This window comes from Altererythrobacter sp. BO-6, from assembly GCF_011047315.1.
In the GTDB taxonomy this organism is placed as follows: domain Bacteria; phylum Pseudomonadota; class Alphaproteobacteria; order Sphingomonadales; family Sphingomonadaceae; genus Erythrobacter.
The window spans coordinates 2,054,061-2,080,725 of sequence record NZ_CP049259.1 but is presented as its reverse complement, the minus strand read 5'-3'; the positions used below and the strand labels follow the sequence as shown (position 1 = coordinate 2,080,725).

Genomic DNA, 26,665 nt, shown 5'->3' with positions numbered 1-26,665 from the left:
ATGGCAAAGGCAAATGTCACAAATGTAACCATCCGCCCAGAGGAAGCGGCACATTTTTCCTCGCTCGCGCGCGAGTGGTGGAATGCGAAGGGGCCGATGGCCTCGCTGCACCAGGTCAATCCGGTGCGCCTCGCCTTCCTGCGCGAAGCGGTCGACCTGCACTGGGGCGGCGATATCCGCGCCGCGCGGCCGCTGGCGGGCAAGAGCGCGCTCGACGTTGGCTGCGGCGCGGGGCTGGTGTGCGAACCGATGGCGCGACTGGGCGCGAATGTAACAGGAGTTGACGCGTCGGTAGAGAATGTGGGCGTTGCTGTAGCGCATGCGCAGGCAGCGGGGCTCGATATCCGCTATTTGGCGGGCGAGTTGGCGCACCTGGATCTCGGCACCTTCGACCTGGTCACTTCGTTTGAAGTGGTGGAGCATGTCGCCGACAAGCGCGCGTTCCTTGGACAGATTGCGGCAAGCCTCGCGCCCGGCGGCCTGCTGGTGATGTCGACCCCCAACCGCACCGCCGCAAGCCGCCTGTTGCTGGTCGAGGCAGCCGAGCGCGTCGGCTACGTCCCGCGCGGCACGCACCATTGGGAAGATTTCGTCACGCCCGAGGAAGTGGGTGACCTGCTGGCCGAAGCGGGCATGACCATGGGTACCCCGCGTGGCATCGCCTGGCGCCCGGGCAAGGGGCTGCACTTATCGGACACTGACCTTTCGCTGAACTACATCTTCACCGCGACCCGCGCGCAAGCCTAACGCGCGCCTTTCGGATCGTCTGTGAAGACTCCGCTCACACCGGCGCGGCGGAGCATTTCCTTGAGCGCCGCCATATTGCCGCGCGCTGCATCGCCGCCCGCTGATCGCAAGGGCGCAGGCAGGAACACGTTTTCCGGTCGCAACGTCCAGGCGTGTACATCCAGCCCGTTCGCCCTGGCATCGGCGACCAGCGAAGTGGGCGAGCCATCCGGATTCAGGATCAATTCGATATGCGCGCCAATCGCGTCGGCATATTTCGCGACTTCCTCGAGGCCAGTTGGGGTGACCATGTCGGCATAGCGCATTGACGGCTCGTCAGCCGGGCCGTCCTCGGGCTTGACCAATTGCACCAGCTTGAAATCACTGCGCTGGTTGAGGCGCTGGAGCACCCCGACCTCGAAACTCTGGATGTAGACCGGATCGGCATCGGTAATGCCCAGGTCGCGCAATTCCTTCAGCAGCAGATCGACCATGTCGATCCCGGCTTCCTGCAGCAGGAAATCGGGATGCTTGAGCTCGGGGTAGAGGCCGATCCGGCGCCCCGTCTCCGCTTCCTTGGCCCGGACCAGCTTCACGATCTCCGCCAGGGTTGGCACGTGGTAAAGCCCGTCATAGCGCGCATTGGCCGGGCGGATCGCCGCAATCCGCTCTTTCGCGCGCAGTGTGCGCAATTCGGCCAGCGTAAAGTCTTCCGCGAACCAGCCGGCCACGCGCTGGCCGTCGATCGTCTTGTCGCGCCGCCGGTCTTCGAATTCCTCGCGCGATGCGACATCGGTCGTCTCCGACAGCTCGTTTTCGTGGCGCGAGACCAGCGCCAGATCCTTGGTCACGACCAGGTCCGGCTCGATGTAATCGGCCCCGCGTTCGATCGCGAGTTCGTAGGCCGCCAGCGTGTGCTCGGGCCGTTCGGCACTGGCCCCGCGATGCGCAATAACCAGCATGTCCGCTGGCTCTGCCGCAGCCGGAAGCGCCATCCCGAAGGAAATCAGGGTTACCAGCGCAATCAGCCCACACTTTAACCAGCCGTTAGCCCTGTTCCCGATATCGTCACGCGTCATGTTCAAGAAGCTGCTCCTTTTGACCTTGATCTTTATCGTCGGCATGTGGAGTGCCGGTTACGATATCGTGGAAATCAAGGATAATTTGATGCGCGCGACGGACAGCCAGGCCGGCGCGATGACGGGCAATAGCGCTCCGGACAATGGCGGCTGGGGCCCCGACGCCATTTAAAGGACTGCTTCCCACTCGGCTTGCTTGAACCCCACCAGAATCCCCCCGTCATGTTCGGCCACCGGGCGCTTGATCAGCGAAGGCTGCTGAACCATCACGGACACAGCGCCGCCGGAACCGATGGCCGCCTTGTCCGCATCGCTCAGCTTGCGGAAGGTGGTGCCGCGCCGGTTCAGGACCAGGTCTAGGCCCTTGGCTTCCACCCAGTTGGCCACTCGCGCAGGATCGGCACCTTCCTTTTTGTAGTCATGAAAGATGTATTCGAGGCCCCTCGCCTCCAGCCAGCTGCGCGCCTTCTTGACCGTGTCGCAGTTGGGAATGCCGTAAAGGTGGATCACGAACCAATCTCCGTTTGCCCTGAGCTTGTCGAAGGGCCGCTTTTCTTCTCAACCCACGCGCTAAATGAAAGTACCGGGCTTCGACAAGCTCAGCCCGAACGGATCAAGGGTTACTACCCAAATGCGCATCGGCGATAGCCACGGCCAGTGCGTCAGCGGCGTCTGCCCCCGCGATCACGGCACCCGGCAGCAGCACCTTGAGCATCGCCTGCACTTGCGCCTTGTCCGCCCCGCCAGTGCCGACGACCGACTTCTTGACCAGCCGCGCAGCGTGTTCGTTGACTTGCAACCCGCCCGCCGCACAGGCCGCCAGCACTGCGCCGCGTGCCTGCGCCAGCTTGAGCGTCGATTGCGGGTTCTTGTTGACGAAGATTTCCTCCGCCGCCGCGCGATCGGGCGCATGGGCGCCGATTACGGCGCGGATCGCATCGTGCAAATGATGCAGGCGCTCGGCGATTGGCGCCTTCGCATCGGTCTTCACTTCGCCATTGGCAATATGCGCGATCCGCGAACCCTCTGCCCGGATCAGGCCCCAGCCGGTGCAGCTGAGCGAAGGATCGAGGCCGAGGATGATCAGCCTATCTTCTCCATGATCTCGTCGCTGATCTCGTAATTGCCCCACACGGTCTGGACGTCGTCATCGTCGTCCAGCGTATCGACCAGTTTGAGCAGCGTGCTCGCGCCCGCTTCATCCATCTCGACGGTGATGTTCGGCTTCCACGCCAGTTTGACGCTTTCTGCCTCGCCCAGCGTGCCTTCAAGCGCGCTGGCGACGGCATGCAGATCGTCTGCTGCGGTCCAGATCGTGTGCCCGTCCTCGCTGCTTTCGACATCGTCTGCGCCGGCTTCGATCGCGGCTTCGAGCACCGTATCCTCGTCGCCCGCGCTCGCCGGATATTCGATCAGGCCCTTGCGTTCGAACCCGTGGCTGACGGAGCCTTCGCTGCCAAGGTTGCCGCCGTTCTTGCTGAAAGCGGTGCGGACGTTGGTGGCGGTACGGTTGCGGTTGTCGGTCAGCGCTTCAACGATCAGCGCGACGCCGCCCGGGCCGTAGCCTTCGTAGCGGACCTCTTCATAATCCTCGCCGCCGGCCATGCTCGCCTTGTCGATTGCGCGCTGGATATTGTCCTTCGGCATCGACTGCGCCTTGGCCGCGTTGACCGCCAGGCGCAGGCGCGGGTTCATGTCGGGATCGGGCATGCCCATCTTGGCCGCAACGGTGATCTCGCGCGAGAGCTTGGAGAACATCGCCGAGCGCTTCTTGTCCTGCGCGCCCTTGCGATGCATGATGTTCTTGAATTTGGAATGGCCTGCCATGGTTTGTCGCTTCGCAAATCGAAATGGTGGGAATCGGGGGTCGCATTAGCCGCATGACGCGTGAAACCACAAGCCTTCCTGCGCTCGCCAATGCGCGCGCCGAATGGGGCAACTTCCTCGGTTTTGTCAAACGCCCGCTGCTTCCTGAGCGCGCCATGCAGCCGGGGCCAGCCGGACTACGTGCGATTTTGCGAATGCTGGCACTGGACCTGACGCTGATGCTGGTGCTGTTGTCGGTTGCAGTCCTCGCCCTTGCTGTAGGGGTGGACATTCCCAAGACTGCGCTGGCAGGTGTCGAGATCGATCTTCAGCTCGCGCTGGCGGTAGTGGTGTTGGCGCCGATCGGCGAGGAGATCTTGTTCCGCTGGTGGCTGTCCGGCAGGCCCGGCGCGGTCTTGAGCACGGCGTTCCTGATTGCCAGCCTGCTGGGCATGCAATGGGTCGTCACCAATGCCAAGACGTTCGAACAGCTCGACCCAATCTTCTGGATCGGGGTTGCAGGCATTGTTGCAGCGATCGCTGTCATTTTCCTGTTCCGCCGCCACCCGCCCTATCGCTGGTTCCGGGCGATCTTTCCGCTGCTGTTCTGGCTCAGCACGCTGGCCTTCGCATCAATCCACTTGCTCAACTTCGACGAAGGCAATCTGGCGGTCCTGCTGCCGCTGGTGCTGCCGCAATTCGTGCTCGGGGCGATCCTCGGTTACCTGCGCGTGCACTATGGCTTATGGTCGAGCATTACGCTGCATGCGCTGCACAACGGCTTGATCCTGGGGCTGGTGGCGCTGGCTACCGTGTCAGCCACCTAGCGGCATGTGCCGGGCGAGGAAGCCGATCACCGCTGCGTTGAAAGCATCGTTCTTATCGCCCGCCACCATATGACCCGCGCCGCTGACATCGACTGTTTCCGCATGCGGCACCTTTGCCTGGAACGACGCGATGCTGGCATCCGACACGATATCGCTGAGTTTGCCGCGCACCACCAGCACCGGTACCTCAGGCCGTTCGCCCAGCGTCAGCGTCGAGCGTTGCAGGGGTTCGTGGAATGCGCTGGGGTCTTCAACCCCGAACATCACCGGGTCCCAGTGCCAGTAAAGCCGTCCGTCGTCGCGCCGCCGCAGGTTCTTCATCAGCCCACCGGGGTCCTTCGGGCGCGGGCGTTCGGGGTAATAGGCCGCGACCGCATCGGCCGCTTCTTCAAGGCTCGCAAAACCGCCATGATGCGCGATCATGAAGCCGACGATCCGCTCCACCCCCTTGGGCTCCATGTCTGGGACGATATCGACCAAAATTATCGCCGAAGGGGAAAGACCCTCGCCCACTGCGTGAATCGAGGATAGCCCGCCCATCGAGGCGCCGACCAGCGCATAGGGTGTGCCGCAGCCGTCCACCACCGCATGAATATCCTTGATCCGGTCATGGATCGTATAGGCGCGGGTCGGCGACCACTCGCTTTCCCCATGCCCGCGCGCATCAAGATTGACGACGCGGTAGCCCGCGCCGACCAGCGATCGCATCGCCCCTGCCCAGCTGTGGCGCGTCTGTCCTCCGCCGTGCATCAGCAGGACAAGCGGAGCGTCTTCCGGCCCGCCGACATCGCCGACCAGCACCAGCCCGTCGGATGCTACAAAGCGCCTCGCGCTGACTTCGGGGGGTTAGTTTGAGTCATGGCGGGCGCGTAGGAGGCCATGACAACCCGGGCAATCACTCAATTGGACAGCCGATCAGGGCCGGATGTCGAAATGATGCGCCATGATCTCTTCGAAGGCGTATTTGCGATAGAGCGCACGCGCGGGCTCGTCCTCCTCGAACACATCCGCTTGCACGATCACTGTCCAGGCGCCCACCTCGCGCGCAATGCGCCGCATCTCCTCGATCAGTGCAGTGGCAATACCCCGGCGCCGGTCGCTCTCACGCACCGCCAGATCGTAGATATAGAGCTCGCTGCGCGCCTGCTCAAATTTAGGCCATTTATATCCGGCGAGCGCACCGATGGTCTCGCCACGGCTTTCGGCCACGATCGCAATGTTGCGAGGATCGGCGAGCCAGCGCGCAACATAGGTATCGTCAGGCGGGGCACCGAGATACTCCCGTTCCATCGCGAATACCTCGGCAAACAGCGCGTTCATCGCCCGGAATGCGGCGATATCGCCAGTAGCCAGCCGTTTGACGGCCAGCACAATCAGATCCTGACCGCAGTCCCGCTGGCCGAAACCATCAGCATCGACCCGGTGTCCCCGATCACCTCGTAATCGAGATCGACGCCGACCACAGCATTACCGCCGCGCGAACCGCATTCGGCCTGCAGCTCTTCGATCGCCTGCTGGCGCGCTTCGGCCAGGATCCGCTCATAGCTGCCCGAACGCCCGCCCACGATGTCGCGGATATTGGCGAACAGGTCGCGAAAGATGTTCGCGCCCACGATCACTTCACCGGTCACGATGCCAAGGTATTCCTGGATCGGCCGCCCTTCGATGGTGGGGGTGGTGGTAACGATGATCCCGCGCGCGTCTTTCCAGGGTCCGGCCATTCAGGTTCTCCTTGTTGATCAGGTGCTCATGCCAGGCCGAGCGCTGCCTTGTAGGTGTCCAGCACCATTTCCATTTCCGCGCGGTCGTCAGGCTTCATCTTCCTGAGGCGGACGATCTGGCGCATGATCTTGGTGTCATAGCCGACCGCCTTGGCTTCGGCATAGACGTCGCGGATGTCGTCGGCGATGCCCTTCTTTTCTTCTTCGAGGCGTTCGATGCGCTCGATCAGCAGGCGCAGGCGGTCGTCGGTGGCTTCAGCCATAATCGTATCAGCTCCAATGCAATGAGAATCGGTTGGGCGTTCGATAGCCAGCCGCCAGCGCGGCGTGAACCCGCCGCGGCGATTATCCTCATGCGTTTTTCGCGATGCTCGCTGCCATCGCCGCCAGCTGCTCATCGGTAGCGGGTTTCTGGCGCGTTGCCTTCCACTCTGCCGTCGGCATGCCATGGATCAGTTCACGCGCAGCCTCCTTGTCACCGGCGTATCCGGCATCGCGGATCCAGTCCGCCAGGCAGTTGCGGCAAAACCCCGCCAGCCCCATCAGCTCGATGTTCTGCGCATCGTGACGGTGGCGCAAATGCCGCACCAGCCGGCGGAAGGCGGCTGCTGCCACAGCGTCGTCTAGCTGATCCAGCGCATCACCTGAATTCGTATCCATCTGAACCTATTCCTTGAGTTGCAACACATCTGTGTCATAGCACGTCGCCATGTCCAAGCCCGCAAACAACCGGCTCAATCCGCCCAAATTCATGCCACGGGACCGGAAGGTCAAGATCCTCGCCACTATCGGCCCCGCCAGCCGTTCGCCCGACATGCTGCGCCGCCTGCTCAAGGCCGGGGCTGACGCTTTCCGCGTCAACATGAGCCATGGCGAGCATGCGGTTCACGGCGAAACCATCGCCGCGATCCGCGCGCTGGAAAAGGAATTCAACCGCCCGATCGCGATCCTCGCAGACCTGCAGGGCCCGAAATTGCGGGTCGGCACCTTCAGGGACGGGCAGGCGGTCATCCGCCATTCGGGGCATTTCACGCTTGATCGCAACTCGGAGCCGGGCGACGAGAACCGCGTGTGCCTGCCGCATCCGGAGCTGTTCGGCATCCTTGAGAAAGGCCAGCGGCTGCTGATCAACGACGGCAAGATTCGCCTGAAGGTGATCAAGGCCCGTGATGACGAGATCCTGTGCTCGGCTGAAGTCGGCGGAGTCATTTCCGACCGCAAGGGCGTGAACGTGCCCGATGCCGAAGTGCCGATCCCGGCGCTGACCGAAAAGGACCGCAGGGACCTGGCCTTCGCGGTCGAACAGGGCGTCGACTGGATCGGCCTCAGCTTCGTGCAGCGCCCGGAAGACCTGGCCGAAGCGCGCAAGCTGATGACGCCGGGGATCGGCCTGTGCGCCAAAATCGAGAAGCCGATGGCGGTGCGCCGCTTGGCTGAAATCATCGAGATGTCCGACGGGATCATGGTTGCGCGCGGCGATCTGGGCGTGGAGCTGGAGCCGCAGGAAGTTCCGCCGCTGCAGAAAAAGATCGTCAATGCCGCGCGCACCGCAGGCAAGCCGGTGATCGTGGCGACGCAAATGCTGGAATCGATGATCGAAAGCCCGACCCCGACCCGCGCCGAAGTGTCCGACGTGGCCAATGCGGTTTATGACGGGGCGGACGCGGTCATGCTCTCAGCCGAAACCGCGGCAGGCGAATGGCCCGAAGAAGCTGTCACCATGATGGACAAGATCGCCGTCCAGGTGGAACGCAGTGACGATTACCGCGGCCGCGTGCGCTTCCTTGAAACGCCGCCTGACGCCACCACCGCCGATGCGCTGGCGCATGCCTGCATGACGATCTCCGACACGGTTGCGATCAGCGCGATCACCGTGTTTACCTCATCCGGCTCGACCGCGCGGCGCGTGGCGCGCGAGCGACCTGATACCCCGATGCTGGTCCTCACGCCCTCGATCAAGACTTCACGGCGCGTGGCGCTGCTATGGGGCGCGCATGCGGTCCACACCAAGGACATCGGCAGTTTTGAAGAGATGATCGCCAAGGGCAAGCGGATGGCGCTGCGCCATGGTTTCGGCAAGGCAGGCAGCAAGCTGATCGCGCTTGCGGGCGTACCCTTTGGCACGCCGGGGGCAACGAACCTGCTGCATGTGGTGACGCTGACCGGTGACGAGCTCGACCGGCACGGCGGTTAAATTGGCTTAAGCCGCGAGAGCGGCCAGATGCTCCAGCGTGGGCTCGTACAGCGGTTCCTCGAACACGATCCCGGCGCGCTGGTCCTCGATCCAGACCAACTCGGCCGGCTGGAAACCCAGGCCAGGCAGCTTCACTGAAAGCAGTTCACCCGGGCGGATCGACCACGCCCCGGCATCGACCATGCAGCCGCCCAAACTGATGTCGAGCACCGGCAACACAAGCTTGCGGCCAGAGCGATAACGCACCTCTGCCGTATAGTTTGCCTTGAACCGATCACTTTGCCTGCGCTCCATCGCCGAGCTCCTGCTTGCCCCGTTTGTGCTTGCCCCTGAGTAACGCAGCAGGCTTGCCAGTCCTGTACCGAGCATGGCGGATTTTTGGTTGAGGAATATGGTTTACGCCGGGTTACTGGCCCGGCTGGCCCTCGAAATCAGCCGTGTGCCGCCCGCTCCAGCCGCGCGCGCGCCTCGGCCTCGCCGATCAGCGGCAGCAATTCCGCCATGTCCGGACCATGGTCCATGCCCGTCAGCGCCTGGCGCAACGGCAGGAACAGCGGCTTGCCCTTGCGGCCGGTGCTTTCCTTCAAGGTCGAAGTAAGGGCGTGCCAGGGGTCTTCGCTCCACTGCAGTGCCTGCGCCGCCTCAGCCAAATAGGCGCGATCCTCACCCGAGAATTCGACCCGGTCGATCGGGCCGGTGACCAGCCGCCACCACTCATTGGCGTCGTGCACCGTCGCCAGGTTCGGCCGGATCGCATGCCAGCCGGCCTCGTCGATACCCTGCGGCAAGCGGTGCTGCACGCTGGCGAAATCCATCTGGTGGACGATGGCGGTGTTGATCCGTTCAAGCTCGGCATCTTCGAACTTCGCCGGAGCGCGGCCGAAGGTCGCAAGATCGAAGCTATCGATCAGTGTGCCGCGATCCGCAATCGGTTCCACCGGCAGCGACGTGCCAAGCCGCGCGAGCAAGGCGACGAGCGCTTCCGGCTCGATGCCCTTGTCGCGGAAGGCGTCGCAGCCGAGCGAGCCGAGCCGTTTCGACAGTTTGCCTTCCTTGCCAACCAGCAGCGCCTCGTGGGCGAAGACAGGCGGCTTGGCACCCATGGCCGTGAACATCTGGATCTGCACGGCGGTGTTCGAGACATGGTCTTCGCCGCGCAGAACATTTGTCACGCCCATTTCGACATCGTCGACCGCGCTGGGAAGCATATAGAGCCAGCTACCGTCCGCGCGGCGGATCACCGGATCGGAAAGCTGCGCGGGATCGAATTTCTGTGGCCCACGAATCCCGTCTTCCCACGCGATCGGTTCGTCATGGTCGAGCTTGAAACGCCAGTGCGGTGCGATGCCTTCGGCTTCCTTGGCTGCGCGCTCGGCTTCGGTCAGTTGCAGTGCCCCGCGATCGTAGATCGGCGGCAGTCCGCGGCCGAGCAGCACCTTGCGCTTCAGATCGAGCTCCTGCGCGGTCTCAAAACAGGGATAGACGCGCCCGGCCGCCTTGAGCGCGGCGAAGGCTGCCTCGTAATGCTCCAGCCGCGCAGACTGGCGTTCCTCGCCGTCCGGTGTGATGCCCAGCCAGGCGAGATCGGCGCGGATAGCCTCGACATATTCCTCGCGGCTGCGTTCGGCATCGGTGTCATCGATGCGCAGCATGAAGCGCCCGCCAAGTTTCTTGGCGAGCATCCAGTTGTGGAGCGCGGTGCGGATGTTGCCGACGTGCAGGCGGCCGGTGGGGGACGGCGCGAAACGGGTGATGGTCATGGGCTGCGCGGTAGCTTGCCGGGGCATTTGCGACAAGCTGGGAAAACTTCAGGCGCGCGCCGCCTCGCTCGCGACCAGCTCGATCGCGTCAGACCAGAGGCGGTCGATCCGGTCGGGCCGCATCAGGCCAGCCAGCTGGTCCGTGAATTCGCCGGGGCGATTGCGCCAGGCTGCATCGACCATCGCCGAGATTGTGGCTTCGTCATGGCTGAGCGCGTGGCAGCAGAAGCGGTTGAGGTTGATCGGTTCAGGCCAGGCCCTGCACAGCCCTTCGATCAGTTGCAGCGACTTGACCGCCACTGCAACGCTGCCAAGCCGCGTCGCCAGTTCCGCGGTGGGGTCCCTGCCGGCCCGGCGATGAATAGCAACCAGGCGAAGCGAGTAGATGAAACGCGCGGACACCGGGTGCTGGCCGGAGATGTAAGGTGACTGCCTGAGCCGCCTGATCCATTCCTGCGGCTGGACCGATCCTTCTGGTTTCTTCGCTGCCATTGTACATCTATCCTTACCAGACTGATGGCAGGATAGATTTATTGCAACTAATTCGCAATAGCGAATAATCCATATTCGCGCGGCCGCCGGCAAGGAAAACCCCGCCGGAGCGATACGCTCCAGCGGGGCTTTTGGCTGCCAGCAGTGGCTGATGCGGTGCGGATTACTCCTCGCCGCTCTCCGCCGGAGCTGCGGCTGCCGCAGCCATCGCGGCCTTCATCGCTTCTTCCGAAGGGATGGCGTCGGCTGCGGGTTCTGGCTCTGACTGGCCGGAAGCGGTGAGTGCTTCCTGCTGCTTCTTCCACGCTGCGCGCAGCGCCGCATCGCGGCTCGACGCGGTCACCCGCATGCGGTTCATGCCCGCACCGGTGCCAGCCGGAATCAGGCGGCCCACGATCACGTTCTCCTTGAGACCGATCAGCGTGTCCTTTTTCCCTTCGACCGCCGCCTGCGTCAGCACGCGAGTGGTTTCCTGGAACGATGCGGCCGAGATGAAGCTGCGGGTCTGCAGCGAGGCCTTGGTGATGCCCAGCAGGATCGGCGTGCCTTGCGCCGGCTGCTTGCCCTTGGCGAGCTTGGCATTCACTTCGTTCATCTCTTCAAGGTCAACCTGTTCGCCCGGCAGCAGCACGGTGTCGCCGCCGTCGGTGATCTCAACCTTCTGCAGCATCTGGCGAACGATCACCTCGATGTGCTTGTCGTTGATCTTCACGCCCTGCAAGCGATAGACTTCCTGGATCTCGTCGACGAGATATTCGGCCAGCGCTTCCACGCCCAGCACTTCCAGGATGTCATGCGGGTTGGGCGAACCGGAGATGAGCGTATCGCCCTTCTTCACGAAGTCGCCTTCCTGCACGTCGATCACCTTGGTCTTGGGGATCAGGTACTCGACGCGATCTCCCTCCTCCGGAACGATCGCGATCTTGCGCTTCGCCTTGTATTCGCGAACGAATTCGATCTTGCCGGAGATCTTGGCGATCACCGAGACGTCCTTCGGCATGCGCGCCTCGAACAGCTCGGCAACACGCGGCAGACCGCCGGTGATGTCACGCGTCTTGGCGGCTTCACGCGAAGCACGGGCAAGGATGTCACCCGCTTCGACCGTTTGGCCGTCGGTAACCGAGAGCGTGGTGCCCGGAGCCAGCATGTAGCGCTGCGCTTCGGTTTCCTCGCCCTTCTTGCCACCTTCCTCGCCCAGCAGGGTGAGGCGCGGACGCAGATCTTCCTTCTTCTTGCGGCCGGTGGCGCGGTTTTCGGTGACGACGCGCTGGGCGATGCCGGTCGCTTCGTCGACCCGCTCTTCCAGCGTCGTGCCTTCGACCAGGTCCTGGTACTTCACCACGCCCGACTGTTCGGTGATGATCGGCAGGGTGAACGGATCCCACTCCGCCAGCCGGTCACCTTCCTTCACCTTGCCGCCATCCTTGTGCATCAGCACGGTGCCGTATGGCACCTTGTGGATCGCGCGCTCGCGCCCTTCGGCGTCGACCACGGCGATCTCGCCGTTGCGGGCAAGCGACAGGATCCGGCCCTTCTTGTCGGTAATGGTCGGCATGTCGCGATAGACCACGGTGCCGTCCGAAATCGCCTCGAGGTGGCTGGTTTCGTTGAGCTGCGCCGCACCGCCGATGTGGAAGGTACGCATGGTCAGCTGGGTACCCGGCTCACCGATCGACTGCGCCGCGATCACGCCAACCGCTTCACCGATATTCACCGGCGTACCGCGGGCAAGGTCACGGCCATAGCAGGTCGCGCAGACGCCCTGGGCCGCTTCGCAGACCAGCGGGCTGCGGATCTTGGCTGACTGAACTTCGGCTTCCTCGATCGCCTTGACCATCGGCTCGTCGAGCAGCGTGCCCGCCGCAACGATGACTTCGCCGGTCTTCGCATTGACGAGGTCTTCAGCCACGGTTCGGCCAAGGATACGCTCACCCAGCGAGGCGATCACCGAACCGCCCTGAACGATCGCACGCATTTCCAGCGCGTTTTCGGTCTTGCAATCCTCTTCCACGATCACGCAGTCCTGCGACACGTCAACCAGGCGGCGGGTCAGGTAACCCGAGTTCGCCGTCTTGAGCGCGGTGTCGGCCAGGCCCTTGCGGGCGCCGTGGGTCGAGTTGAAGTATTCAAGGACGGTCAGGCCTTCCTTGAAGTTCGAGATGATCGGGGTTTCGATGATCTCGCCCGACGGCTTGGCCATCAGGCCGCGCATGCCGGCGAGCTGCTTCATCTGCGCCGGGCTACCACGGGCGCCCGAGTGGCTCATCATGTAGATCGAGTTGATCTGGGCTTCCTTGCCGTCGTCGCCGATCGGCTGCGCCTTGATCTTCTCCATCATCGCGTCCGCCACCTGGTCACCGCAACGGCTCCAGGCATCGATCACCTTGTTGTACTTTTCCTGCTGGGTGATCAGGCCGTCCTGGTACTGCTGCTCATAGTCAGCAACCAGCGCCTTGGTCTGTTCGACTAGCCCGTCCTTCTCGGCCGGGATGATCATGTCATCCTTGCCGAAGGAAATGCCCGCCTTGAACGCGTGGCGGAAGCCCAGCACCATGATCGCGTCAGCGAACAGCACCGTATCCTTCTGGCCGGTGTGGCGATAGACCTCGTCGATCACGTCGCCGATGTCCTTCTTGGTCAGCAGGCGGTTGACGATGTCGAAGGGAACCTTGTGGTTCTTCGGCAGGCATTCGCCGATCAGCATGCGGCCCGGCGTCGTGACGAAGCGCTTCATCTCCACCTTGCCGCTTTCATCGGCCTGCGGAACGCGGGCGATGATGCGGGTGTGGAGCGTAACCGCCTTGGTTTCCAGCGCCTGGTGCACTTCGGCCATATCGGCAAAGCGCGGCAGCTTCTCGATCTTGGTGCCGTCCTTTTCCTCGATGAACTCAGGCGTCTTTTCCTGGCGTTCCATCGAGAGGTAATAGAGGCCCAGCACCATGTCCTGCGAAGGCACGATGATCGGCTTGCCGTTGGCCGGCGAGAGGATGTTGTTGGTGCTCATCATCAGCACGCGCGCTTCCAGCTGCGCCTCAAGGCTCAGCGGGACGTGCACGGCCATCTGGTCACCGTCAAAGTCGGCGTTGAAGGCGGCGCAGACCAGCGGGTGCAGCTGGATTGCCTTGCCTTCGATCAGCACCGGCTCGAACGCCTGGATGCCCAGGCGGTGGAGCGTCGGTGCGCGGTTCAACAGGACCGGATGCTCGCGGATCACTTCATCCAGGATGTCCCAGACTTCCTTGCGCTCCTTCTCGACCCACTTTTTGGCCTGCTTCAGGGTCATCGACAGACCCTTGGCATCGAGGCGAGCGTAGATGAACGGCTTGAACAGTTCGAGCGCCATCTTCTTGGGCAGGCCGCACTGGTGCAACTTGAGCTCAGGACCGGTCACGATCACCGAACGGCCCGAATAGTCGACGCGCTTGCCGAGCAGGTTCTGGCGGAAGCGGCCCTGCTTGCCCTTGAGCATGTCGGACAGCGACTTGAGCGGGCGCTTGTTGGCGCCGGTGATCACACGGCCGCGGCGGCCGTTGTCGAACAGCGCGTCAACCGCTTCCTGCAGCATGCGCTTTTCGTTGCGGACGATGATGTCCGGCGCGCGCAGCTCGATCAAGCGCTTCAGACGGTTGTTACGGTTGATGACGCGGCGATAGAGATCGTTGAGGTCCGAAGTCGCGAAGCGGCCACCGTCGAGCGGCACCAGCGGGCGCAGTTCGGGCGGAATGACCGGGATCACTTCGAGGATCATCCATTCCGGGCGGTTGCCGGATTCGATGAAGCTCTCGACGACCTTCAGGCGCTTGATGATCTTCTTGGGCTTGAGCGCGGACTTGGTGGTCGCGAGTTCTTCCAGCAGCTGTTCGCGCTCGCTCTCAAGGTCGAGATCCATCAGCATATGCTTGACCGCTTCGGCGCCGATGCCGGCGCTGAAGGCGTCTTCGCCATATTCGTCCTGGTATTCGAGCAGCTCGTCCTCGGTCAGCAGCTGGAACTTCTCCAGCGGCGTCAGGCCCGGCTCGATCACGACGTAGTTCTCGAAATAGAGCACGCGCTCGAGCTGCTTGAGCTGCATGTCGAGCAGCAGGCCGATGCGCGAGGGCAGCGACTTGAGGAACCAGATGTGCGCAACCGGCGCGGCCAGTTCGATGTGGCCCATGCGCTCGCGGCGGACCTTGGTCACGGTCACTTCGACGCCGCACTTTTCGCAGACGACGCCCTTGTACTTCATGCGCTTGTACTTGCCGCAGAGGCACTCGTAGTCCTTCACCGGGCCGAAGATGCGCGCGCAGAACAGCCCGTCACGCTCAGGCTTGAACGTGCGGTAATTGATCGTTTCCGGCTTCTTGATCTCGCCGAACGACCACGAACGGATGCGCTCGGGCGAGGCAATGCCGATCTGGATCTGGTCGAAGGTTTCCGGCTTGGCCAGGTGATTGGTGAATTTGGTCAGTTCGTTCATTTTTCGTGTTCCCTTACGGGTGAAATCCTGGGGCGGAAAAGGAGGGGCCGGTAAGGCCCGCTCCTGTTATTCCGCTGCCTCCGGCCATTCGTCCTCGTCGCTCTCGTCGGTCAAAGACTTGAGTTCGACATTGAGGCCGAGCGAGCGCATTTCCTTCACAAGCACGTTGAAGCTCTCCGGAATGCCCGCTTCGAAGGTGTCGTCGCCCTTGACGATAGCTTCGTAGACCTTGGTACGGCCGACCACGTCGTCCGACTTGACGGTGAGCATTTCCTGCAGGGTGTAGGCTGCGCCATATGCCTGCAGTGCCCAGACCTCCATTTCGCCGAAGCGCTGGCCGCCGAACTGCGCCTTGCCGCCCAGCGGCTGCTGGGTAACGAGCGAGTAGGGGCCGATCGAGCGAGCGTGGATCTTGTCGTCGACCAGGTGGTGCAGCTTGAGCATATAGATATAGCCCACGGTGACCTTGCGGTCGAACGCCTCGCCGGTGCGCCCGTCATAGAGCGTGACCTGGCCCGAACTGTCGAGCCCGGCCTTTTCCAGCATCGCCGTCACGTCGCTTTCGCGCGCCCCGTCGAACACCGGGGTGCCCATCGGCACGCCATTGGTGAGGTTGCCGGCCAGCTCGACGATTTCGGCGGGCGAACGCGCCTCGATCTCGGCGTGGTATTGCTCGCCGTAGACGTCCTTGAGCTTTTCGACGACGGCCTGGGGCGGCTGTGCCGCTTCCGGATCGGGATTGGCGGCGCGCCATTCCTCCAGCGCAGCAGTGACCTGCTGGCCGAGGCCGCGGGCTGCCATGCCCAGGTGCGTTTCGAAGATCTGCCCGACGTTCATGCGCGAAGGCACGCCCAGCGGGTTGAGCACGATGTCGACCGGGGTCCCGTCTTCGAGGAACGGCATGTCTTCCTGCGGCAGGATGCGGCTGATGACGCCCTTGTTCCCGTGGCGGCCGGCCATCTTGTCACCCGGCTGCAGCTTGCGCTTCACCGCGACGAAGACCTTGACCATCTTGAGCACGCCCGGGGCCAGTTCGTCACCGCGCTCGAGCTTCTCCTTGCGGTCCTCGAACTTGTCATCGATGCCCTTGACGGCTTCGTCATACTGGCTCTTGACCGCTTCGATCTGCGCCTGGCGATTGTCATCGGCCACCGCGAACTTGAACCATTCGTGGCGCTCGATCTCATCCAGCAGCGCTTCGTCGATGGTCACGCCCTTCTTAACGCCCTTGGGCGCTGCGCTGGCAACCTGGCCCAGCAGCATGTCCTTCAGACGGTTGTAGGTCGCACGGTTGAGGATCGCGCGCTCGTCCTGCGCGTCCTTGCGCAGGCGCTCGATTTCCTCGTGCTGGATCGCGCGGGTACGGTCATCGATCTCGATCCCGTGGCGGTTGAACACGCGCACTTCCACCACCGTACCGGCCACGCCCGGCGGCAGGCGGAGCGAGGTGTCGCGCACATCGCTGGCCTTTTCGCCGAAGATCGCGCGGAGCAGCTTTTCTTCCGGCGTCATCGGGCTTTCGCCCTTGGGCGTGATCTTGCCGACCAGGATATCGCCCGGATGCACTTCGGCGCCGATGTAAACGATGCCCGCTTCGTCGAGGTTGCGCAGCGCTTCCTCGCCAACGTTGGGAATGTCGCGGGTGATGTCTTCCGGGCCCAGCTTGGTGTCGCGGGCCATGACCTCGAATTCCTCGATGTGGATCGAGGTGAACACGTCGTCTTTCACGATGCGTTCGGAGATCAGGATCGAGTCCTCGTAGTTGTAGCCGTTCCACGGCATGAAGGCGACGAGGCTGTTGCGGCCCAATGCCAGTTCCCCGAGATCGGTCGACGGACCGTCGGCGATGATGTCGCCTTCCTCGACCACGTCACCCACCTTCACCAGCGGACGCTGGTTGATGCAGGTGTTCTGGTTCGAGCGCTGGAACTTCTGCAGCGTGTAGATGTCAACGCCCGACTGGCCGGGTTCGACATCACCAATTGCACGGATCACGATACGGGTGGCGTCAACCTGGTCGACGATCCCGCCGCGCGAGGCAGCGATCGCGGCACCCGAATCACGGGCCACGGTCTCTTCCATCCCGGTGCCGACGAACGGCGCCTCGGCGCGCACCAGCGGCACGGCCTGGCGCTGCATGTTCGAACCCATCAGCGCGCGGTTGGCGTCATCGTTTTCCAGGAACGGGATCAGCGAAGCGGCGACCGAGACCAGCTGCTTCGGCGAAACGTCCATCAGCGTGATCTGCTCGCGCGGAGCCATGAAGTAGTCGCCATTCTGGCGGGCCGAAACGAATTCCTCGGCAAAGCTGCCGTCATCGTTCAGTTCGGCCGAGGCCTGCGCCACGGTGTGCTTCTGCTCTTCCATCGCCGACAGGTAGACCACTTCGGCGGTTACCTTGCCGTCCACCACCTTGCGGTAGGGTGTTTCGATGAAGCCGTACTTGTTCACCCGGCTGAAGCTGGCGAGCGAGTTGATCAGGCCGATGTTCGGGCCTTCCGGCGTTTCGATCGGGCAGATGCGGCCATAGTGGGTCGGGTGCACGTCGCGCACCTCGAAGCCGGCGCGCTCGCGGGTAAGGCCGCCCGGGCCAAGCGCCGAAACGCGGCGCTTGTGGGTGACTTCCGACAGCGGGTTGGTCTGGTCCATGAACTGCGAGAGCTGGCTGGAACCGAAGAACTCGCGCACTGCGGCCACAGCCGGCTTGGCGTTGATCAGGTCATTCGGCATGACAGTCGAAACATCGACGCTGCTCATGCGCTCCTTCACGGCGCGCTCCATGCGCAGCAGGCCGACTCGGTACTGGTTTTCCAGCAGTTCGCCGACCGAACGCACGCGGCGGTTGCCGAGGTTGTCGATATCGTCGACTTCGCCCTTGCCGTCCTTCAGGCCGACCAGTTCCTTGACCACGGCTAGGATGTCTTCCTTGCGCAGCGTGGTGACGGTGTCTTCGGCATCGAGGCCAAGGCGCATGTTGAGCTTGACGCGGCCCACGGCCGACAGGTCATAGCGTTCGTTATCGAAGAACAGGCCTTCGAACAGCGCCTCAGCGGTTTCAAGCGTCGGCGGCTCGCCCGGGCGCATTACCTTGTAGATCGCTTCGAGGCCTTCATCGCGGTTCTCGGCCTTGTCGACCTTCAGCGTGTTGCGGATCCACGGCCCGGTGTTGACCTCGTCGATGTCGAGCAGTTCGATCTGGTCGATCCCGGCGGCATCGAAGGTTTCGACATGCTCGAGCGTAATCTCGTCGCCCGCTTCGATGTAGATGCGGCCGGTCTTTTCATCGATCAGGTCATTGGCGGCATAACGGCTGACGATTTCTTCGGTCGGCAGCAGAAGGGTCTTCAGCCCGTCCTTCTCGGCCTTGTTGGCCGCGCGCGGGCTGATCTTCTGCCCGGCGGGGAAGACTTCCTCGCCCGTCTTGGCATCGACCAGCGCGAAGGCCGGCTTCTGGCCGCGCCATTGCTCGGCCACGAAAGGAATTTCCCAACCATCCTTGGCGCGCTTCCAGACGATGGTGTCATAGAAATAGTGCAGGATCTGCTCGGCATCGAGGCCGAGGCCATAAAGCAGCGAAGTGACCGGCAGCTTGCGCTTGCGGTCGATCCGGACATTGACGATGTCCTTGGCGTCGAATTCGAAGTCCAGCCAGCTGCCGCGATAAGGGATCACGCGGGCAGCGAACAGCAGCTTTCCGGAACTGTGGGTCTTGCCCCGGTCATGGTCGAACAGCACACCAGGCGAACGGTGCATCTGCGACACGATAACGCGCTCGGTGCCGTTGATGATGAAGGTGCCATTCTCGGTCATGAGCGGCATGTCGCCCATGTACACGTCCTGCTCCTTGATATCGAGCACGGAGCGGGTCTCGGTCTCCTGGTCCACCTCGAACACGATCAGGCGCAGCGTCACCTTCATCGGGGCGGCATAAGTGATGCCGCGCTGGCGACACTCGGTGGTGTCGTACTTTGGGTCTTCCAGCTCGTAATGCACGAAGTCGAGCTCGGCAGTGCCGGCGAAGTCGCGGATCGGGAACACGCTGCGCAGCGTCTTTTCAAGGCCGGAAACATAGCCGGTGCTCTTGTCCGAACGCAGGAACTGCTCGTAGCTTTCGCGCTGAACCTCGATCAGGTTCGGCATCTGCACCACTTCGTGGATATCGCCGAAGATCTTGCGGATGCGCTTCTTGGCCGTGCCTTGCGGCTTGGGGGACTTCGCTTTGCTCGCCATGGAGAGGAATGCCTCTTTGTCTGTTGGGCCGGCACCACCCGGGTAGCCGGCATTCGTGAACTCAAACGGTCACGCGATGATCGGTTCCGACATCAGGGACGCGAAAAGGCCGCAGCGATGGGCGCACCTTTCCCGGCGCGCTGCTGCAGCACAAATTGCGTCGCGATTATGGAACCCGCTGCTTCCATCCTTAAGACCGAATCCCGCGCATGAATCGGACTTGCTCGAAGCGAGCGGTTGAGGGGCATATAGGAATGCCATGCCGGACTGTCAAACCGCGCGTGGCGGGGTTCCTCGTTTGCCGCCTATCAATCAGTGGCATATCGTTTTTCAATATTATTGATTGACAATAAGGGAGCCATTGATTTATTGATTATCAATATCGACTATCAAGGAGTTCGATAAATGACCCGCTTGCTCCGGAATGATGGACTGCTGAAGGCAGGCAACTTCCTCACCGTTTTCGTCATCGTCATACTGGCATTGGTGGCGGCAGTCCTCCTCGCAGTGATTCCCTATCTGCTCATTGATCCCGCCGCCGTCGCGGATGAAATGGTTGATGCTGCTACCGCCAGCGTAGCGCAAGCAACCATGGCTGCCATCACCGCTCTGACGTTGAGTGCCGGCCTACTTGGACTGGGCTGCTATTTCCTTTTCCTGCTACGGCGCATCATCCTGTCGGTCGGCGAAGGAGACCCCTTCATTGATGCCAATGCCAGCCGGCTGACACGGATGGGCTGGATTGCACTGGCGATCGAAGTCGGCAAACTTCCGCTGATCGCGATCGTTGCGTGGATGATGACCCAGTTCCAGCCAACTGCAGTGGAAGCGGATCTGGAGTTTTCGCTGACAGGATTATTGCTCGCGCTCGTCCTGTTCATCCTCGCCCGCGTATTCCGCCACGGCGCGGCGATGCGCGCAGACCTGGAAGGGACCGTGTGATGCCCGCAGAAGAAGGAACCGGCATCGTGGTCAAGCTCGACGACCTGCTCCATGCCCGGCGCATGACGCTGACCGAACTCGCGGATCGCGTGGGCCTGACCCTCGCCAACCTGTCGATCCTCAAGACCGGCAAGGCCAAGGCGATCCGCTTCTCTACGCTTGAGGCGATCTGCCGCGAGCTGGAGTGCCAGCCGGGCGACCTGCTCGGCTACCGGCCGGACTGACCCGGCCAACCAACCTCGACTTCACAACCGGCAATCTTCCTCCGGCGCCTGCCACGGCGCCGGGCGGAGTTTCGCACCCATCAAAAAAGGAAAACCCGAAATGTCGTTTCGACTGTCTGCTGCTCTGCCCCTTGCGTTGATTGCACTCGTTCCAGTCACTCCCGTACTGGCTGCGCCTCCGGCGCCAACGGCCGCGCCGACCGAATTGCCGCAGCGCGTGCTGCTGGTCGTCAGCAGTCACGGGCGCGGGGCGGGCGATATCCAGCCCGGTTTCGAGATGGACGAACTCACGCAGGCGTGGCTGGTATTCCGGCAGAACGGCATGGCGGTCGATATTGCCAGCCCTACAGGCGGGGCGGTGGTGGCCGACGAGTATGATCCCAAGAAAGCCTACAATGCTGACTTCAATGCCGACCCCACCGCGCGAGAGAAACTCGCCAACACGCTGCGGCTCGAACCGGAAATGGCCGGCCAATACAGCGCCATCATGGTGATTGGCGGCAAGGGCGCTATGATGGACCTGCCGTTCAGCCAGGTCCTGCAGTCCCTGTTGGCCGAAACCGAGCGACGCGGCGGCGTGATCTCCGCCGTTTGCCATGGCCCGGCCGTGTTGGCCCGGATGCGTACTGCCAGTGGCACCGCCTGGGCGGAGGGCCGCAAGCTGACTGGCTTTGCGGATGAAGAAGAAACGCTCTTCGGCAAGAAATGGGTCCCGCATTTCCCGTTCCTGCTTGAAAGCGAACTGCGCAAACTGGGTGCGGAATTCAGCGAGGCGCCGATGATGCTACCCCATGTCGTGACCGATGGTCGCGTGGTAACCGGGCAGAACCCGTTTTCGATCGGACTGGCTGCCGATGCGGTCATGCGCGCACTCGGCCACAGTCCTGCACCTCGCGAGCCATGGGCTGACGAGCGCAGCCTGGCGCTGGTCGCCGAGGCGATTTCGGGCAACACCGCTCCGCTGGAAACCGCGCTGGCGCGCAAGGACGGCAAGATTGACGTGCCCTTGGTGGCGATCTGGGGCTATTACCGCTCGATCGAAGCGGGCGAGGATCGCGCCATGCTGGCGTCGGCAGTGCGGATCATGGAGCTTGCCCAGCCGCACTTCCCCGAGCCGCAGCTTGATGACGCCATCAAGGCTGCCCGCGCCCGCCTGGCCGATGGATAGGCCCCGGCCACACCGCGATGCGAGCTTGACTCATCGCCGAATTCCGCTAGAGGCCCACCCCGACCGGTGGGCCTCTTTGGCTTTGCCGTTCATCCGTCCGAGACAGTTGGTGACCGGAATATGCCGGTCTTAATTTCCAGCCTAGACGGGGAAAAGAGATTTACAGGCCTCCTTTATGGCGGCCACCCGATGCGCTTTGCCGCATCCTCCTTCCCCATCAACGGACTCGCCCGTGTTGCTTCGCGCAGCATGGACAAACGTAGCCGGCCATCCGGGAGCCATTCCGGGCGGTCAAATTGAAGGAGTATGGCATGGATCGTTCGCAAAAAGCCGACGCAGTCGCCCAGCTCAACGACGTCTTCAAAGAGGTCGGCGTGGTGGTTGTCACCCGCAACCTCGGCATGTCGGTGGCCCAGTCCACCGAACTGCGCTCGAAGATGCGGGAAGCAGGTGCGTCTTACAAGGTTGCGAAGAACCGTCTCGCCAAGCTCGCCCTGAAGGATACCGATTACGTCGGCCTCGAAGAGTTTCTCTCGGGCCCGACCGCGCTGGCCTGGTCGACTGACCCGGTCGCAGCCGCCAAGGCTGCTGTCGATTTCGCCAAGTCGAACGACAAGCTGGAAATCGTCGGTGGTTCGATGGGTACGCAGGTGCTCGACGAAGCCGGAGTCAAGGCGCTTGCCTCGATGCCGAGCCTCGACGAACTGCGCGGCAAGATCGTGGGTCTCATCAACGCCCCGGCAACCAAGGTTGCCCAGGTCGTCAATGCCCCGGCTGCCAAGCTGGCCCGCGTGTTTGGTGCCTATGGCGCCAAGGAAGCCGCATAAAAGACGCGCATTCGCGAGACGAAACATTCGGGGCCGAAGGAAAAGGCTGACGCCCCGCCACATAAATGGAGTGAAACATCATGGCCGATATCGCCAAGCTTGTTGAAGAACTGTCGAAGCTGACTGTCCTGGAAGCCGCTGAGCTTGCCAAGGCACTGGAAGAAGAGTGGGGCGTGAGCGCCGCCGCTGCTGTTGCCGTTGCTGCCCCCGCCGCTGGCGGTGGTGACGCCGGTGGCGCCGCTGAAGAGAAGACCGAATTCGACGTCATCCTGACCGGTGACGGTGGCAAGAAGATCCAGGTGATCAAGGAAGTCCGCGCCATCACCGGCCTGGGCCTGACCGAAGCCAAGGCGCTGGTCGAAAGCGCCCCGAAGGCTCTCAAGGAAGGCGTCAACAAGGCAGAAGCCGAAGAGATCAAGGGCAAGATCGAAGCAGCCGGCGGCACCGTCGAGCTCAAGTAAGCTTCGTTCAGCTCTGGCTGATCCAACGAAGGGCGGTGCCGCACGGCGCCGCCCTTTTCGTTTGTGTGGCGCGGATGCCGCACATTTTCGGTCTTCATCGGCGCCACGGCAGATCGCCCTTCCACCACCACCAACGTCCGCCTATCCGGTCCGGCTGTCCGCTTCAGATGGGCAGCGCGTGAATCATGAACGACGCACATGCCCTGAAGCCCCTGCCTCTGAGCAGCGAAGGCTGGCGCGCAGAAATCGGCGCCACGTTCCGGCTGGCCTGGCCGCTGGCGCTCGCCAACCTGCTGCAAATGCTCACCTATGCAATCGACGTGATCTTCATCGCGCGGCTGGGCGACGAGCAACTGGCCGCATCGGCGCTGGCGGTGTCGCTGTTCGGCCTGGTGCTATGGGCGATGACCGCCCTTACAGGCGCGGTCGCCCCGCTGATTGCCGAGGCTATCGGCGCGCGGTCACCTTCGTTCCGGCCGGTACGGCGTGCCACGCGCATGGCCCTGTGGCTCGCAGTCATTACCGGCATAATCGGCATGGGAATTTGCCTGCTGCTCGATCCGATCATGCGCGCGACCGGCCAGCAGGCCGCCATCATCGGCCTTGCCAATGAATACAATTCGGTGATCGTCTTCTCGATGGTGCCGATGCTGCTGGCGGCGGTGTTGCGCAATTATGTTTCCGCGCTGGGCCAACCGATTTTCGCAACAGCGATTACGGGCCTCGGCATCGGGGTCAATGCGCTTGCCAACTATGCCTTTATCTTCGGCAAGTTCGGCGCTCCGGAAATGGGGCTAACGGGTGCAGCCGTTGCGACCATTATCACCGCCTGGATCACGGTGGGCGCCTATGTTGCCGCGATCCTGCAGGACAAGGCGCTGGCGCGATATCGCATCTTCTACCGCTTCTGGCGCCCTGACTGGCAGCGCTTCTGGCTGATCATCCGGATCGGTACGCCGATCGCGCTGACGGTTACTGCCGAAGCCGGGATTTTCGGCGCGGCGGCCTTCATGATGGGTCGCTTCGGTGCTGCCGAGCTGGCCGGACACACCGTGGCGCTGCAGATTGCCGCGCTCGCCTTCCAGGTGCCGTTTGGCGTGGGCCAGGCAGCGACCATCAGGGTCGGCTATTTCTATGGTGCGCGCGATTCGGAAGGGATCAGGCGCGCGGGCTGGGTCGCCTTGGGCATGGGCACCGGTTTCATGGCACTGACCGCATTGGCGATGATCCTGACCCCCAAGCTCCTGCTTTCGATCTATGTCGATGTCGAGGCTGCGCACAACGCCGCACTGGTCGGCTTCGCGCTGCAATACCTTGTGCTGGCCGCGATTTTCCAACTGGCAGACGGGGTGCAGGCGGTTGCTGCCGGCGCGTTGCGCGGTTTGCAGGATACTCGCATGCCGATGTGGATCGCGATCTTCAGTTACTGGATCCCGGGCATGGGCGCAGCGCTGGCGCTCGGCTTCCTGACCCCGCTGCAAGGCGTGGGCGTGTGGGTCGGGCTTGCGACCGGCCTGTTCTTTGCCGCGATCCTGCTGACCTGGCGCTGGCTGCTGCGCGAGCGCCTGGGCCTGACCCTGCGCGCCGGGTAAAAAGCGGCCGACCCGAGCGAAATTTTTTGCTGCGCGGCCTGTTGACTTGGCGTCCTTGCGCACCCACATGCGCCACGCTGGCACTCTCGAGGGGAGAGTGCCAAGAGTCATTACCAACCTAATGGAAAGGTCATACACTATGGCATTTCGTCCGCTGCACGACCGCGTACTGGTCCGTCGCATCGAAGCTGAAGAGAAGACGGCCGGCGGCATCATCATCCCTGACAGCGCCAAGGAAAAGCCGAGCGAAGGCGAAATCGTCGCCGTCGGTTCGGGTTCCAAGGCCGAAGACGGCACTGTCACCCCGCTCGACGTCAAGGCCGGCGACCGCGTGCTGTTCGGCAAGTGGTCGGGCACCGAGGTCAAGCTGGATGGCGAAGACCTGCTGATCATGAAGGAAAGCGACATCATGGGGATCATCGGCTGAACAGCTGATCCCGTCGCTGACACTGCAAACACACAATTCCAGGAGAAACTGACATGGCTGCCAAGGACGTAAAGTTCTCGCGTGACGCACGCGAACGCATCCTGAAGGGCGTTGATACGCTCGCCAACGCGGTAAAGGTTACGCTGGGCCCCAAGGGCCGCAACGTCGTGATCGACAAGAGCTTCGGCGCACCGCGCATCACCAAGGACGGCGTCACCGTCGCCAAGGAAATCGAGCTCAAGGACAAGTTCGAAAACATGGGCGCACAGATGCTGCGCGAAGTGGCTTCGAAGACCAACGACCTCGCCGGTGACGGCACCACCACCGCCACTGTGCTGGGCCAGGCGATCGTGCGCGAAGGCATGAAGTCGGTCGCCGCCGGCATGAATCCGATGGACCTGAAGCGCGGCATCGACCTGGCGGTCGAAAAGGTTGTCGCGAACCTCAAGAGCCGTTCGAAGGAAGTTTCGGGCTCCAACGAAATCGCCCAGGTCGGCATCATTTCGGCCAATGGCGACCGCGAAGTCGGCGAAAAGATCGCTGAAGCGATGGAAAAGGTCGGCAAGGAAGGCGTGATCACTGTCGAGGAAGCCAAGGGCCTCGAGTTTGAACTTGATGTCGTCGAAGGCATGCAGTTCGACCGCGGCTACCTCAGCCCCTACTTCATCACCAACCCCGAGAAGATGACGGTCGAGCTCGACAACCCCTACATCCTGATCCACGAAAAGAAGCTGTCGAACCTGCAGCCGATGCTGCCGGTGCTCGAAGCTGTGGTCCAGGCCGGGCGTCCGCTGCTGATCATCGCCGAAGACATCGAAGGCGAAGCGCTGGCAACCCTGGTGGTCAACAAGCTGCGCGGCGGCCTCAAGGTTGCTGCGGTCAAGGCACCGGGCTTCGGCGATCGCCGCAAGGCCATGCTGCAGGATATCTCGATCCTGACCAAGGGCGAGATGATCAGCGAAGACCTCGGCATCAAGCTCGAGAACGTGACGCTGGGCATGCTTGGCCAGGCCAAGAAGGTCACCATCGACAAGGACAACACCACCATCGTCGATGGCGCCGGTGCTGCGGAAGACATCAAGGCCCGGGTCGAGCAGATCCGCGCGCAGATCGAAACCACCACCAGCGACTATGACCGCGAGAAGCTGCAGGAGCGGCTGGCCAAGCTCGCCGGCGGCGTGGCCGTGATCAAGGTTGGCGGTGCTTCGGAAGTCGAAGTGAAGGAGCGCAAGGACCGCGTCGATGACGCTCTCCACGCCACCCGCGCGGCTGTCGAAGAAGGCATCGTTCCGGGCGGCGGTACCGCGCTGCTCTATGCAACGAAGGTGCTGGAGGGCCTCAAGGGCGCCAATGATGACCAGACCCGCGGTGTCGACATCGTGCGCCGTGCAATCATGGCACCGGTGCGCCAGATTGCGGAAAACGCCGGCCATGACGGCGCGGTCGTTTCCGGCAATCTGCTGCGCGAAGGTGACGAAACGCAGGGCTTCAACGCTGCGACCGACACCTACGAGAACCTCGTGGAAGCCGGCGTGATCGACCCGACCAAGGTCGTGCGCACTGCGCTGCAGGATGCTGCTTCGGTAGCCGGCCTGCTGATCACCACCGAAGCGGCGATCACCGAGGCTCCGGAAGACAAGTCGGCTGCCCCTGCAATGCCCGATATGGGCGGCATGGGCGGTATGGGCGGCATGGGCTTCTAAGCCTTACCGACCAGCCGACAGGCTAAG

The 26,665-nt window shown here is 62.8% G+C and carries 26 protein-coding genes; 12 read left to right on the top strand and 14 right to left on the bottom strand.

The window, feature by feature from the left end; translation table 11 throughout:
• Complete coding sequence (gene ubiG / locus G6N82_RS10220; RefSeq protein WP_165196162.1) at positions 1-747, top strand: bifunctional 2-polyprenyl-6-hydroxyphenol methylase/3-demethylubiquinol 3-O-methyltransferase UbiG; 747 nt, start codon at positions 1-3, stop codon at positions 745-747.
• On the opposite strand, the gene G6N82_RS10215 is transcribed toward ubiG, so the two are convergent.
• The gene (locus tag G6N82_RS10215) at positions 744-1,721 is read right to left on the bottom strand and encodes a glycerophosphodiester phosphodiesterase family protein (RefSeq protein WP_165198159.1); all 978 of its coding nucleotides are present in this window, start codon (positions 1,719-1,721) and stop codon (positions 744-746) included. The genes ubiG and G6N82_RS10215 overlap by 4 nt on opposite strands.
• Positions 1,722-1,803: 82 nt before the next feature.
• Here G6N82_RS10215 and G6N82_RS10210 point away from each other — a divergent pair, with 82 nt between their 5' ends.
• The gene (locus G6N82_RS10210) at positions 1,804-1,977 is read left to right on the top strand and encodes a hypothetical protein (protein WP_165196160.1); all 174 of its coding nucleotides are present in this window, start codon (positions 1,804-1,806) and stop codon (positions 1,975-1,977) included.
• Here G6N82_RS10210 and G6N82_RS10205 read toward each other — a convergent pair.
• From G6N82_RS10205 to G6N82_RS10195, 3 genes are all read right to left on the bottom strand, one after another.
• Positions 1,974-2,315, bottom strand: coding sequence for an arsenate reductase (locus G6N82_RS10205; protein WP_165196158.1), 342 nt, complete (start codon positions 2,313-2,315; stop codon positions 1,974-1,976). The two genes, G6N82_RS10210 and G6N82_RS10205, sit on opposite strands and share 4 nt — an antisense overlap.
• Positions 2,316-2,418: 103 nt before the next feature.
• Positions 2,419-2,892 (bottom strand): crossover junction endodeoxyribonuclease RuvC, encoded by a 474-nt coding sequence (gene ruvC, locus G6N82_RS10200; protein WP_165198157.1) that lies wholly within the window; start codon positions 2,890-2,892, stop codon positions 2,419-2,421.
• Positions 2,889-3,632 (bottom strand): YebC/PmpR family DNA-binding transcriptional regulator, encoded by a 744-nt coding sequence (locus G6N82_RS10195; RefSeq protein ID WP_165196156.1) that lies wholly within the window; start codon positions 3,630-3,632, stop codon positions 2,889-2,891. The genes ruvC and G6N82_RS10195 overlap by 4 nt, the downstream gene beginning before the upstream one ends.
• Positions 3,633-3,685: 53 nt before the next feature.
• Between G6N82_RS10195 and G6N82_RS10190 the strand changes: the two genes are divergently transcribed.
• Positions 3,686-4,438: a CPBP family glutamic-type intramembrane protease gene (locus G6N82_RS10190; RefSeq protein WP_165196154.1), complete on the top strand. Its 753-nt coding sequence runs from the start codon at positions 3,686-3,688 to the stop codon at positions 4,436-4,438.
• Here G6N82_RS10190 and G6N82_RS10185 read toward each other — a convergent pair.
• From G6N82_RS10185 to G6N82_RS10165, 5 genes are all read right to left on the bottom strand, one after another.
• Positions 4,427-5,239 carry an alpha/beta hydrolase gene (locus G6N82_RS10185; RefSeq protein ID WP_241255066.1) on the bottom strand — a complete coding sequence of 271 codons (813 nt, stop codon included), beginning with the start codon at positions 5,237-5,239 and terminating at the stop codon, positions 4,427-4,429. The two genes, G6N82_RS10190 and G6N82_RS10185, sit on opposite strands and share 12 nt — an antisense overlap.
• A gap of 114 nt (positions 5,240-5,353) precedes the next feature.
• Entirely contained in the window at positions 5,354-5,809 is a 456-nt protein-coding gene (locus tag G6N82_RS10180; protein WP_277601940.1) for an N-acetyltransferase, read from the bottom strand.
• A gap of 2 nt (positions 5,810-5,811) precedes the next feature.
• A complete protein-coding gene (locus G6N82_RS10175) occupies positions 5,812-6,159 on the bottom strand; it encodes a heavy metal-binding domain-containing protein (RefSeq protein ID WP_206520163.1) in 348 nt (115 codons plus the stop codon).
• A gap of 26 nt (positions 6,160-6,185) precedes the next feature.
• Positions 6,186-6,422: a DUF2312 domain-containing protein gene (locus G6N82_RS10170; RefSeq protein ID WP_165196152.1), complete on the bottom strand. Its 237-nt coding sequence runs from the start codon at positions 6,420-6,422 to the stop codon at positions 6,186-6,188.
• 88 nt (positions 6,423-6,510) lie between these two features.
• On the bottom strand, positions 6,511-6,819 hold the full coding sequence (locus G6N82_RS10165; RefSeq protein ID WP_165196150.1) for a DUF1244 domain-containing protein: 309 nt from the start codon (positions 6,817-6,819) through the stop codon (positions 6,511-6,513).
• A 49-nt stretch (positions 6,820-6,868) separates the two neighbouring features.
• Here G6N82_RS10165 and pyk point away from each other — a divergent pair, with 49 nt between their 5' ends.
• Positions 6,869-8,353 carry a pyruvate kinase gene (gene pyk / locus G6N82_RS10160; protein ID WP_165196148.1) on the top strand — a complete coding sequence of 495 codons (1,485 nt, stop codon included), beginning with the start codon at positions 6,869-6,871 and terminating at the stop codon, positions 8,351-8,353.
• Positions 8,354-8,359: 6 nt separating this feature from the next.
• Here the strand turns inward: pyk and G6N82_RS10155 are convergent, their stop codons facing one another.
• From G6N82_RS10155 to rpoB, 5 genes are all read right to left on the bottom strand, one after another.
• Positions 8,360-8,647 (bottom strand): PilZ domain-containing protein, encoded by a 288-nt coding sequence (locus tag G6N82_RS10155; protein WP_165196146.1) that lies wholly within the window; start codon positions 8,645-8,647, stop codon positions 8,360-8,362.
• A gap of 137 nt (positions 8,648-8,784) precedes the next feature.
• A complete protein-coding gene (gltX, locus tag G6N82_RS10150) occupies positions 8,785-10,113 on the bottom strand; it encodes a glutamate--tRNA ligase (RefSeq protein ID WP_165196144.1) in 1,329 nt (442 codons plus the stop codon).
• Between the two features lie 48 nt (positions 10,114-10,161).
• A complete protein-coding gene (locus G6N82_RS10145; RefSeq protein WP_165196142.1) occupies positions 10,162-10,605 on the bottom strand; it encodes a DNA-directed RNA polymerase subunit beta' in 444 nt (147 codons plus the stop codon).
• Between the two features lie 163 nt (positions 10,606-10,768).
• Positions 10,769-15,064 carry a DNA-directed RNA polymerase subunit beta' gene (rpoC, locus tag G6N82_RS10140; protein ID WP_165196140.1) on the bottom strand — a complete coding sequence of 1,432 codons (4,296 nt, stop codon included), beginning with the start codon at positions 15,062-15,064 and terminating at the stop codon, positions 10,769-10,771.
• Between the two features lie 66 nt (positions 15,065-15,130).
• A complete protein-coding gene (gene rpoB, locus G6N82_RS10135) occupies positions 15,131-19,294 on the bottom strand; it encodes a DNA-directed RNA polymerase subunit beta (protein ID WP_165196138.1) in 4,164 nt (1,387 codons plus the stop codon).
• Between the two features lie 405 nt (positions 19,295-19,699).
• Between rpoB and G6N82_RS10130 the strand changes: the two genes are divergently transcribed.
• From G6N82_RS10130 to groL, 8 genes are all read left to right on the top strand, one after another.
• Positions 19,700-20,236 (top strand): DUF2975 domain-containing protein, encoded by a 537-nt coding sequence (locus tag G6N82_RS10130; protein WP_165196136.1) that lies wholly within the window; start codon positions 19,700-19,702, stop codon positions 20,234-20,236.
• Entirely contained in the window at positions 20,236-20,460 is a 225-nt protein-coding gene (locus tag G6N82_RS10125; protein WP_165196134.1) for a helix-turn-helix transcriptional regulator, read from the top strand. The genes G6N82_RS10130 and G6N82_RS10125 overlap by 1 nt, the downstream gene beginning before the upstream one ends.
• 100 nt (positions 20,461-20,560) lie before the next feature.
• Entirely contained in the window at positions 20,561-21,628 is a 1,068-nt protein-coding gene (locus G6N82_RS10120; protein ID WP_165196132.1) for a type 1 glutamine amidotransferase domain-containing protein, read from the top strand.
• Between the two features lie 311 nt (positions 21,629-21,939).
• The gene (gene rplJ / locus G6N82_RS10115) at positions 21,940-22,455 is read left to right on the top strand and encodes a 50S ribosomal protein L10 (RefSeq protein ID WP_165196130.1); all 516 of its coding nucleotides are present in this window, start codon (positions 21,940-21,942) and stop codon (positions 22,453-22,455) included.
• Positions 22,456-22,535: 80 nt separating this feature from the next.
• The gene (gene rplL / locus G6N82_RS10110; RefSeq protein WP_165196128.1) at positions 22,536-22,916 is read left to right on the top strand and encodes a 50S ribosomal protein L7/L12; all 381 of its coding nucleotides are present in this window, start codon (positions 22,536-22,538) and stop codon (positions 22,914-22,916) included.
• 185 nt (positions 22,917-23,101) lie between these two features.
• Positions 23,102-24,508 carry an MATE family efflux transporter gene (locus tag G6N82_RS10105; RefSeq protein ID WP_165196126.1) on the top strand — a complete coding sequence of 469 codons (1,407 nt, stop codon included), beginning with the start codon at positions 23,102-23,104 and terminating at the stop codon, positions 24,506-24,508.
• Between the two features lie 139 nt (positions 24,509-24,647).
• Positions 24,648-24,935 (top strand): co-chaperone GroES, encoded by a 288-nt coding sequence (gene groES / locus G6N82_RS10100; RefSeq protein WP_165196124.1) that lies wholly within the window; start codon positions 24,648-24,650, stop codon positions 24,933-24,935.
• 53 nt (positions 24,936-24,988) lie between these two features.
• The gene (gene groL / locus G6N82_RS10095) at positions 24,989-26,638 is read left to right on the top strand and encodes a chaperonin GroEL (protein ID WP_165196122.1); all 1,650 of its coding nucleotides are present in this window, start codon (positions 24,989-24,991) and stop codon (positions 26,636-26,638) included.
• Positions 26,639-26,665: the final 27 nt, after the last annotated feature.

What these genes read in the sequence shown, in the direction of transcription:
- rpoB (WP_165196138.1), bottom strand. Translation starts at nt 19,294, where the DNA reads ATGGCGAGCAAAGCGAAGTCCCCCAAGCCGCAAGGCACGGCCAAGAAG.
- G6N82_RS10155 (WP_165196146.1), bottom strand. Translation starts at nt 8,647, where the DNA reads ATGGAGCGCAGGCAAAGTGATCGGTTCAAGGCAAACTATACGGCAGAG.
- ubiG (WP_165196162.1), top strand. Translation starts at nt 1, where the DNA reads ATGGCAAAGGCAAATGTCACAAATGTAACCATCCGCCCAGAGGAAGCG.
- G6N82_RS10170 (WP_165196152.1), bottom strand. Translation starts at nt 6,422, where the DNA reads ATGGCTGAAGCCACCGACGACCGCCTGCGCCTGCTGATCGAGCGCATC.
- G6N82_RS10145 (WP_165196142.1), bottom strand. Translation starts at nt 10,605, where the DNA reads ATGGCAGCGAAGAAACCAGAAGGATCGGTCCAGCCGCAGGAATGGATC.
- G6N82_RS10215 (WP_165198159.1), bottom strand. Translation starts at nt 1,721, where the DNA reads ATGGCGCTTCCGGCTGCGGCAGAGCCAGCGGACATGCTGGTTATTGCG.
- G6N82_RS10195 (WP_165196156.1), bottom strand. Translation starts at nt 3,632, where the DNA reads ATGGCAGGCCATTCCAAATTCAAGAACATCATGCATCGCAAGGGCGCG.
- rplJ (WP_165196130.1), top strand. Translation starts at nt 21,940, where the DNA reads ATGGATCGTTCGCAAAAAGCCGACGCAGTCGCCCAGCTCAACGACGTC.
- groL (WP_165196122.1), top strand. Translation starts at nt 24,989, where the DNA reads ATGGCTGCCAAGGACGTAAAGTTCTCGCGTGACGCACGCGAACGCATC.
- G6N82_RS10130 (WP_165196136.1), top strand. Translation starts at nt 19,700, where the DNA reads ATGACCCGCTTGCTCCGGAATGATGGACTGCTGAAGGCAGGCAACTTC.
- groES (WP_165196124.1), top strand. Translation starts at nt 24,648, where the DNA reads ATGGCATTTCGTCCGCTGCACGACCGCGTACTGGTCCGTCGCATCGAA.
- gltX (WP_165196144.1), bottom strand. Translation starts at nt 10,113, where the DNA reads ATGACCATCACCCGTTTCGCGCCGTCCCCCACCGGCCGCCTGCACGTC.
- rplL (WP_165196128.1), top strand. Translation starts at nt 22,536, where the DNA reads ATGGCCGATATCGCCAAGCTTGTTGAAGAACTGTCGAAGCTGACTGTC.
- pyk (WP_165196148.1), top strand. Translation starts at nt 6,869, where the DNA reads ATGTCCAAGCCCGCAAACAACCGGCTCAATCCGCCCAAATTCATGCCA.
- rpoC (WP_165196140.1), bottom strand. Translation starts at nt 15,064, where the DNA reads ATGAACGAACTGACCAAATTCACCAATCACCTGGCCAAGCCGGAAACC.
- G6N82_RS10105 (WP_165196126.1), top strand. Translation starts at nt 23,102, where the DNA reads ATGAACGACGCACATGCCCTGAAGCCCCTGCCTCTGAGCAGCGAAGGC.
- G6N82_RS10175 (WP_206520163.1), bottom strand. Translation starts at nt 6,159, where the DNA reads ATGGCCGGACCCTGGAAAGACGCGCGCGGGATCATCGTTACCACCACC.
- G6N82_RS10125 (WP_165196134.1), top strand. Translation starts at nt 20,236, where the DNA reads ATGCCCGCAGAAGAAGGAACCGGCATCGTGGTCAAGCTCGACGACCTG.
- G6N82_RS10190 (WP_165196154.1), top strand. Translation starts at nt 3,686, where the DNA reads ATGACGCGTGAAACCACAAGCCTTCCTGCGCTCGCCAATGCGCGCGCC.
- G6N82_RS10210 (WP_165196160.1), top strand. Translation starts at nt 1,804, where the DNA reads ATGTTCAAGAAGCTGCTCCTTTTGACCTTGATCTTTATCGTCGGCATG.
- G6N82_RS10120 (WP_165196132.1), top strand. Translation starts at nt 20,561, where the DNA reads ATGTCGTTTCGACTGTCTGCTGCTCTGCCCCTTGCGTTGATTGCACTC.
- G6N82_RS10165 (WP_165196150.1), bottom strand. Translation starts at nt 6,819, where the DNA reads ATGGATACGAATTCAGGTGATGCGCTGGATCAGCTAGACGACGCTGTG.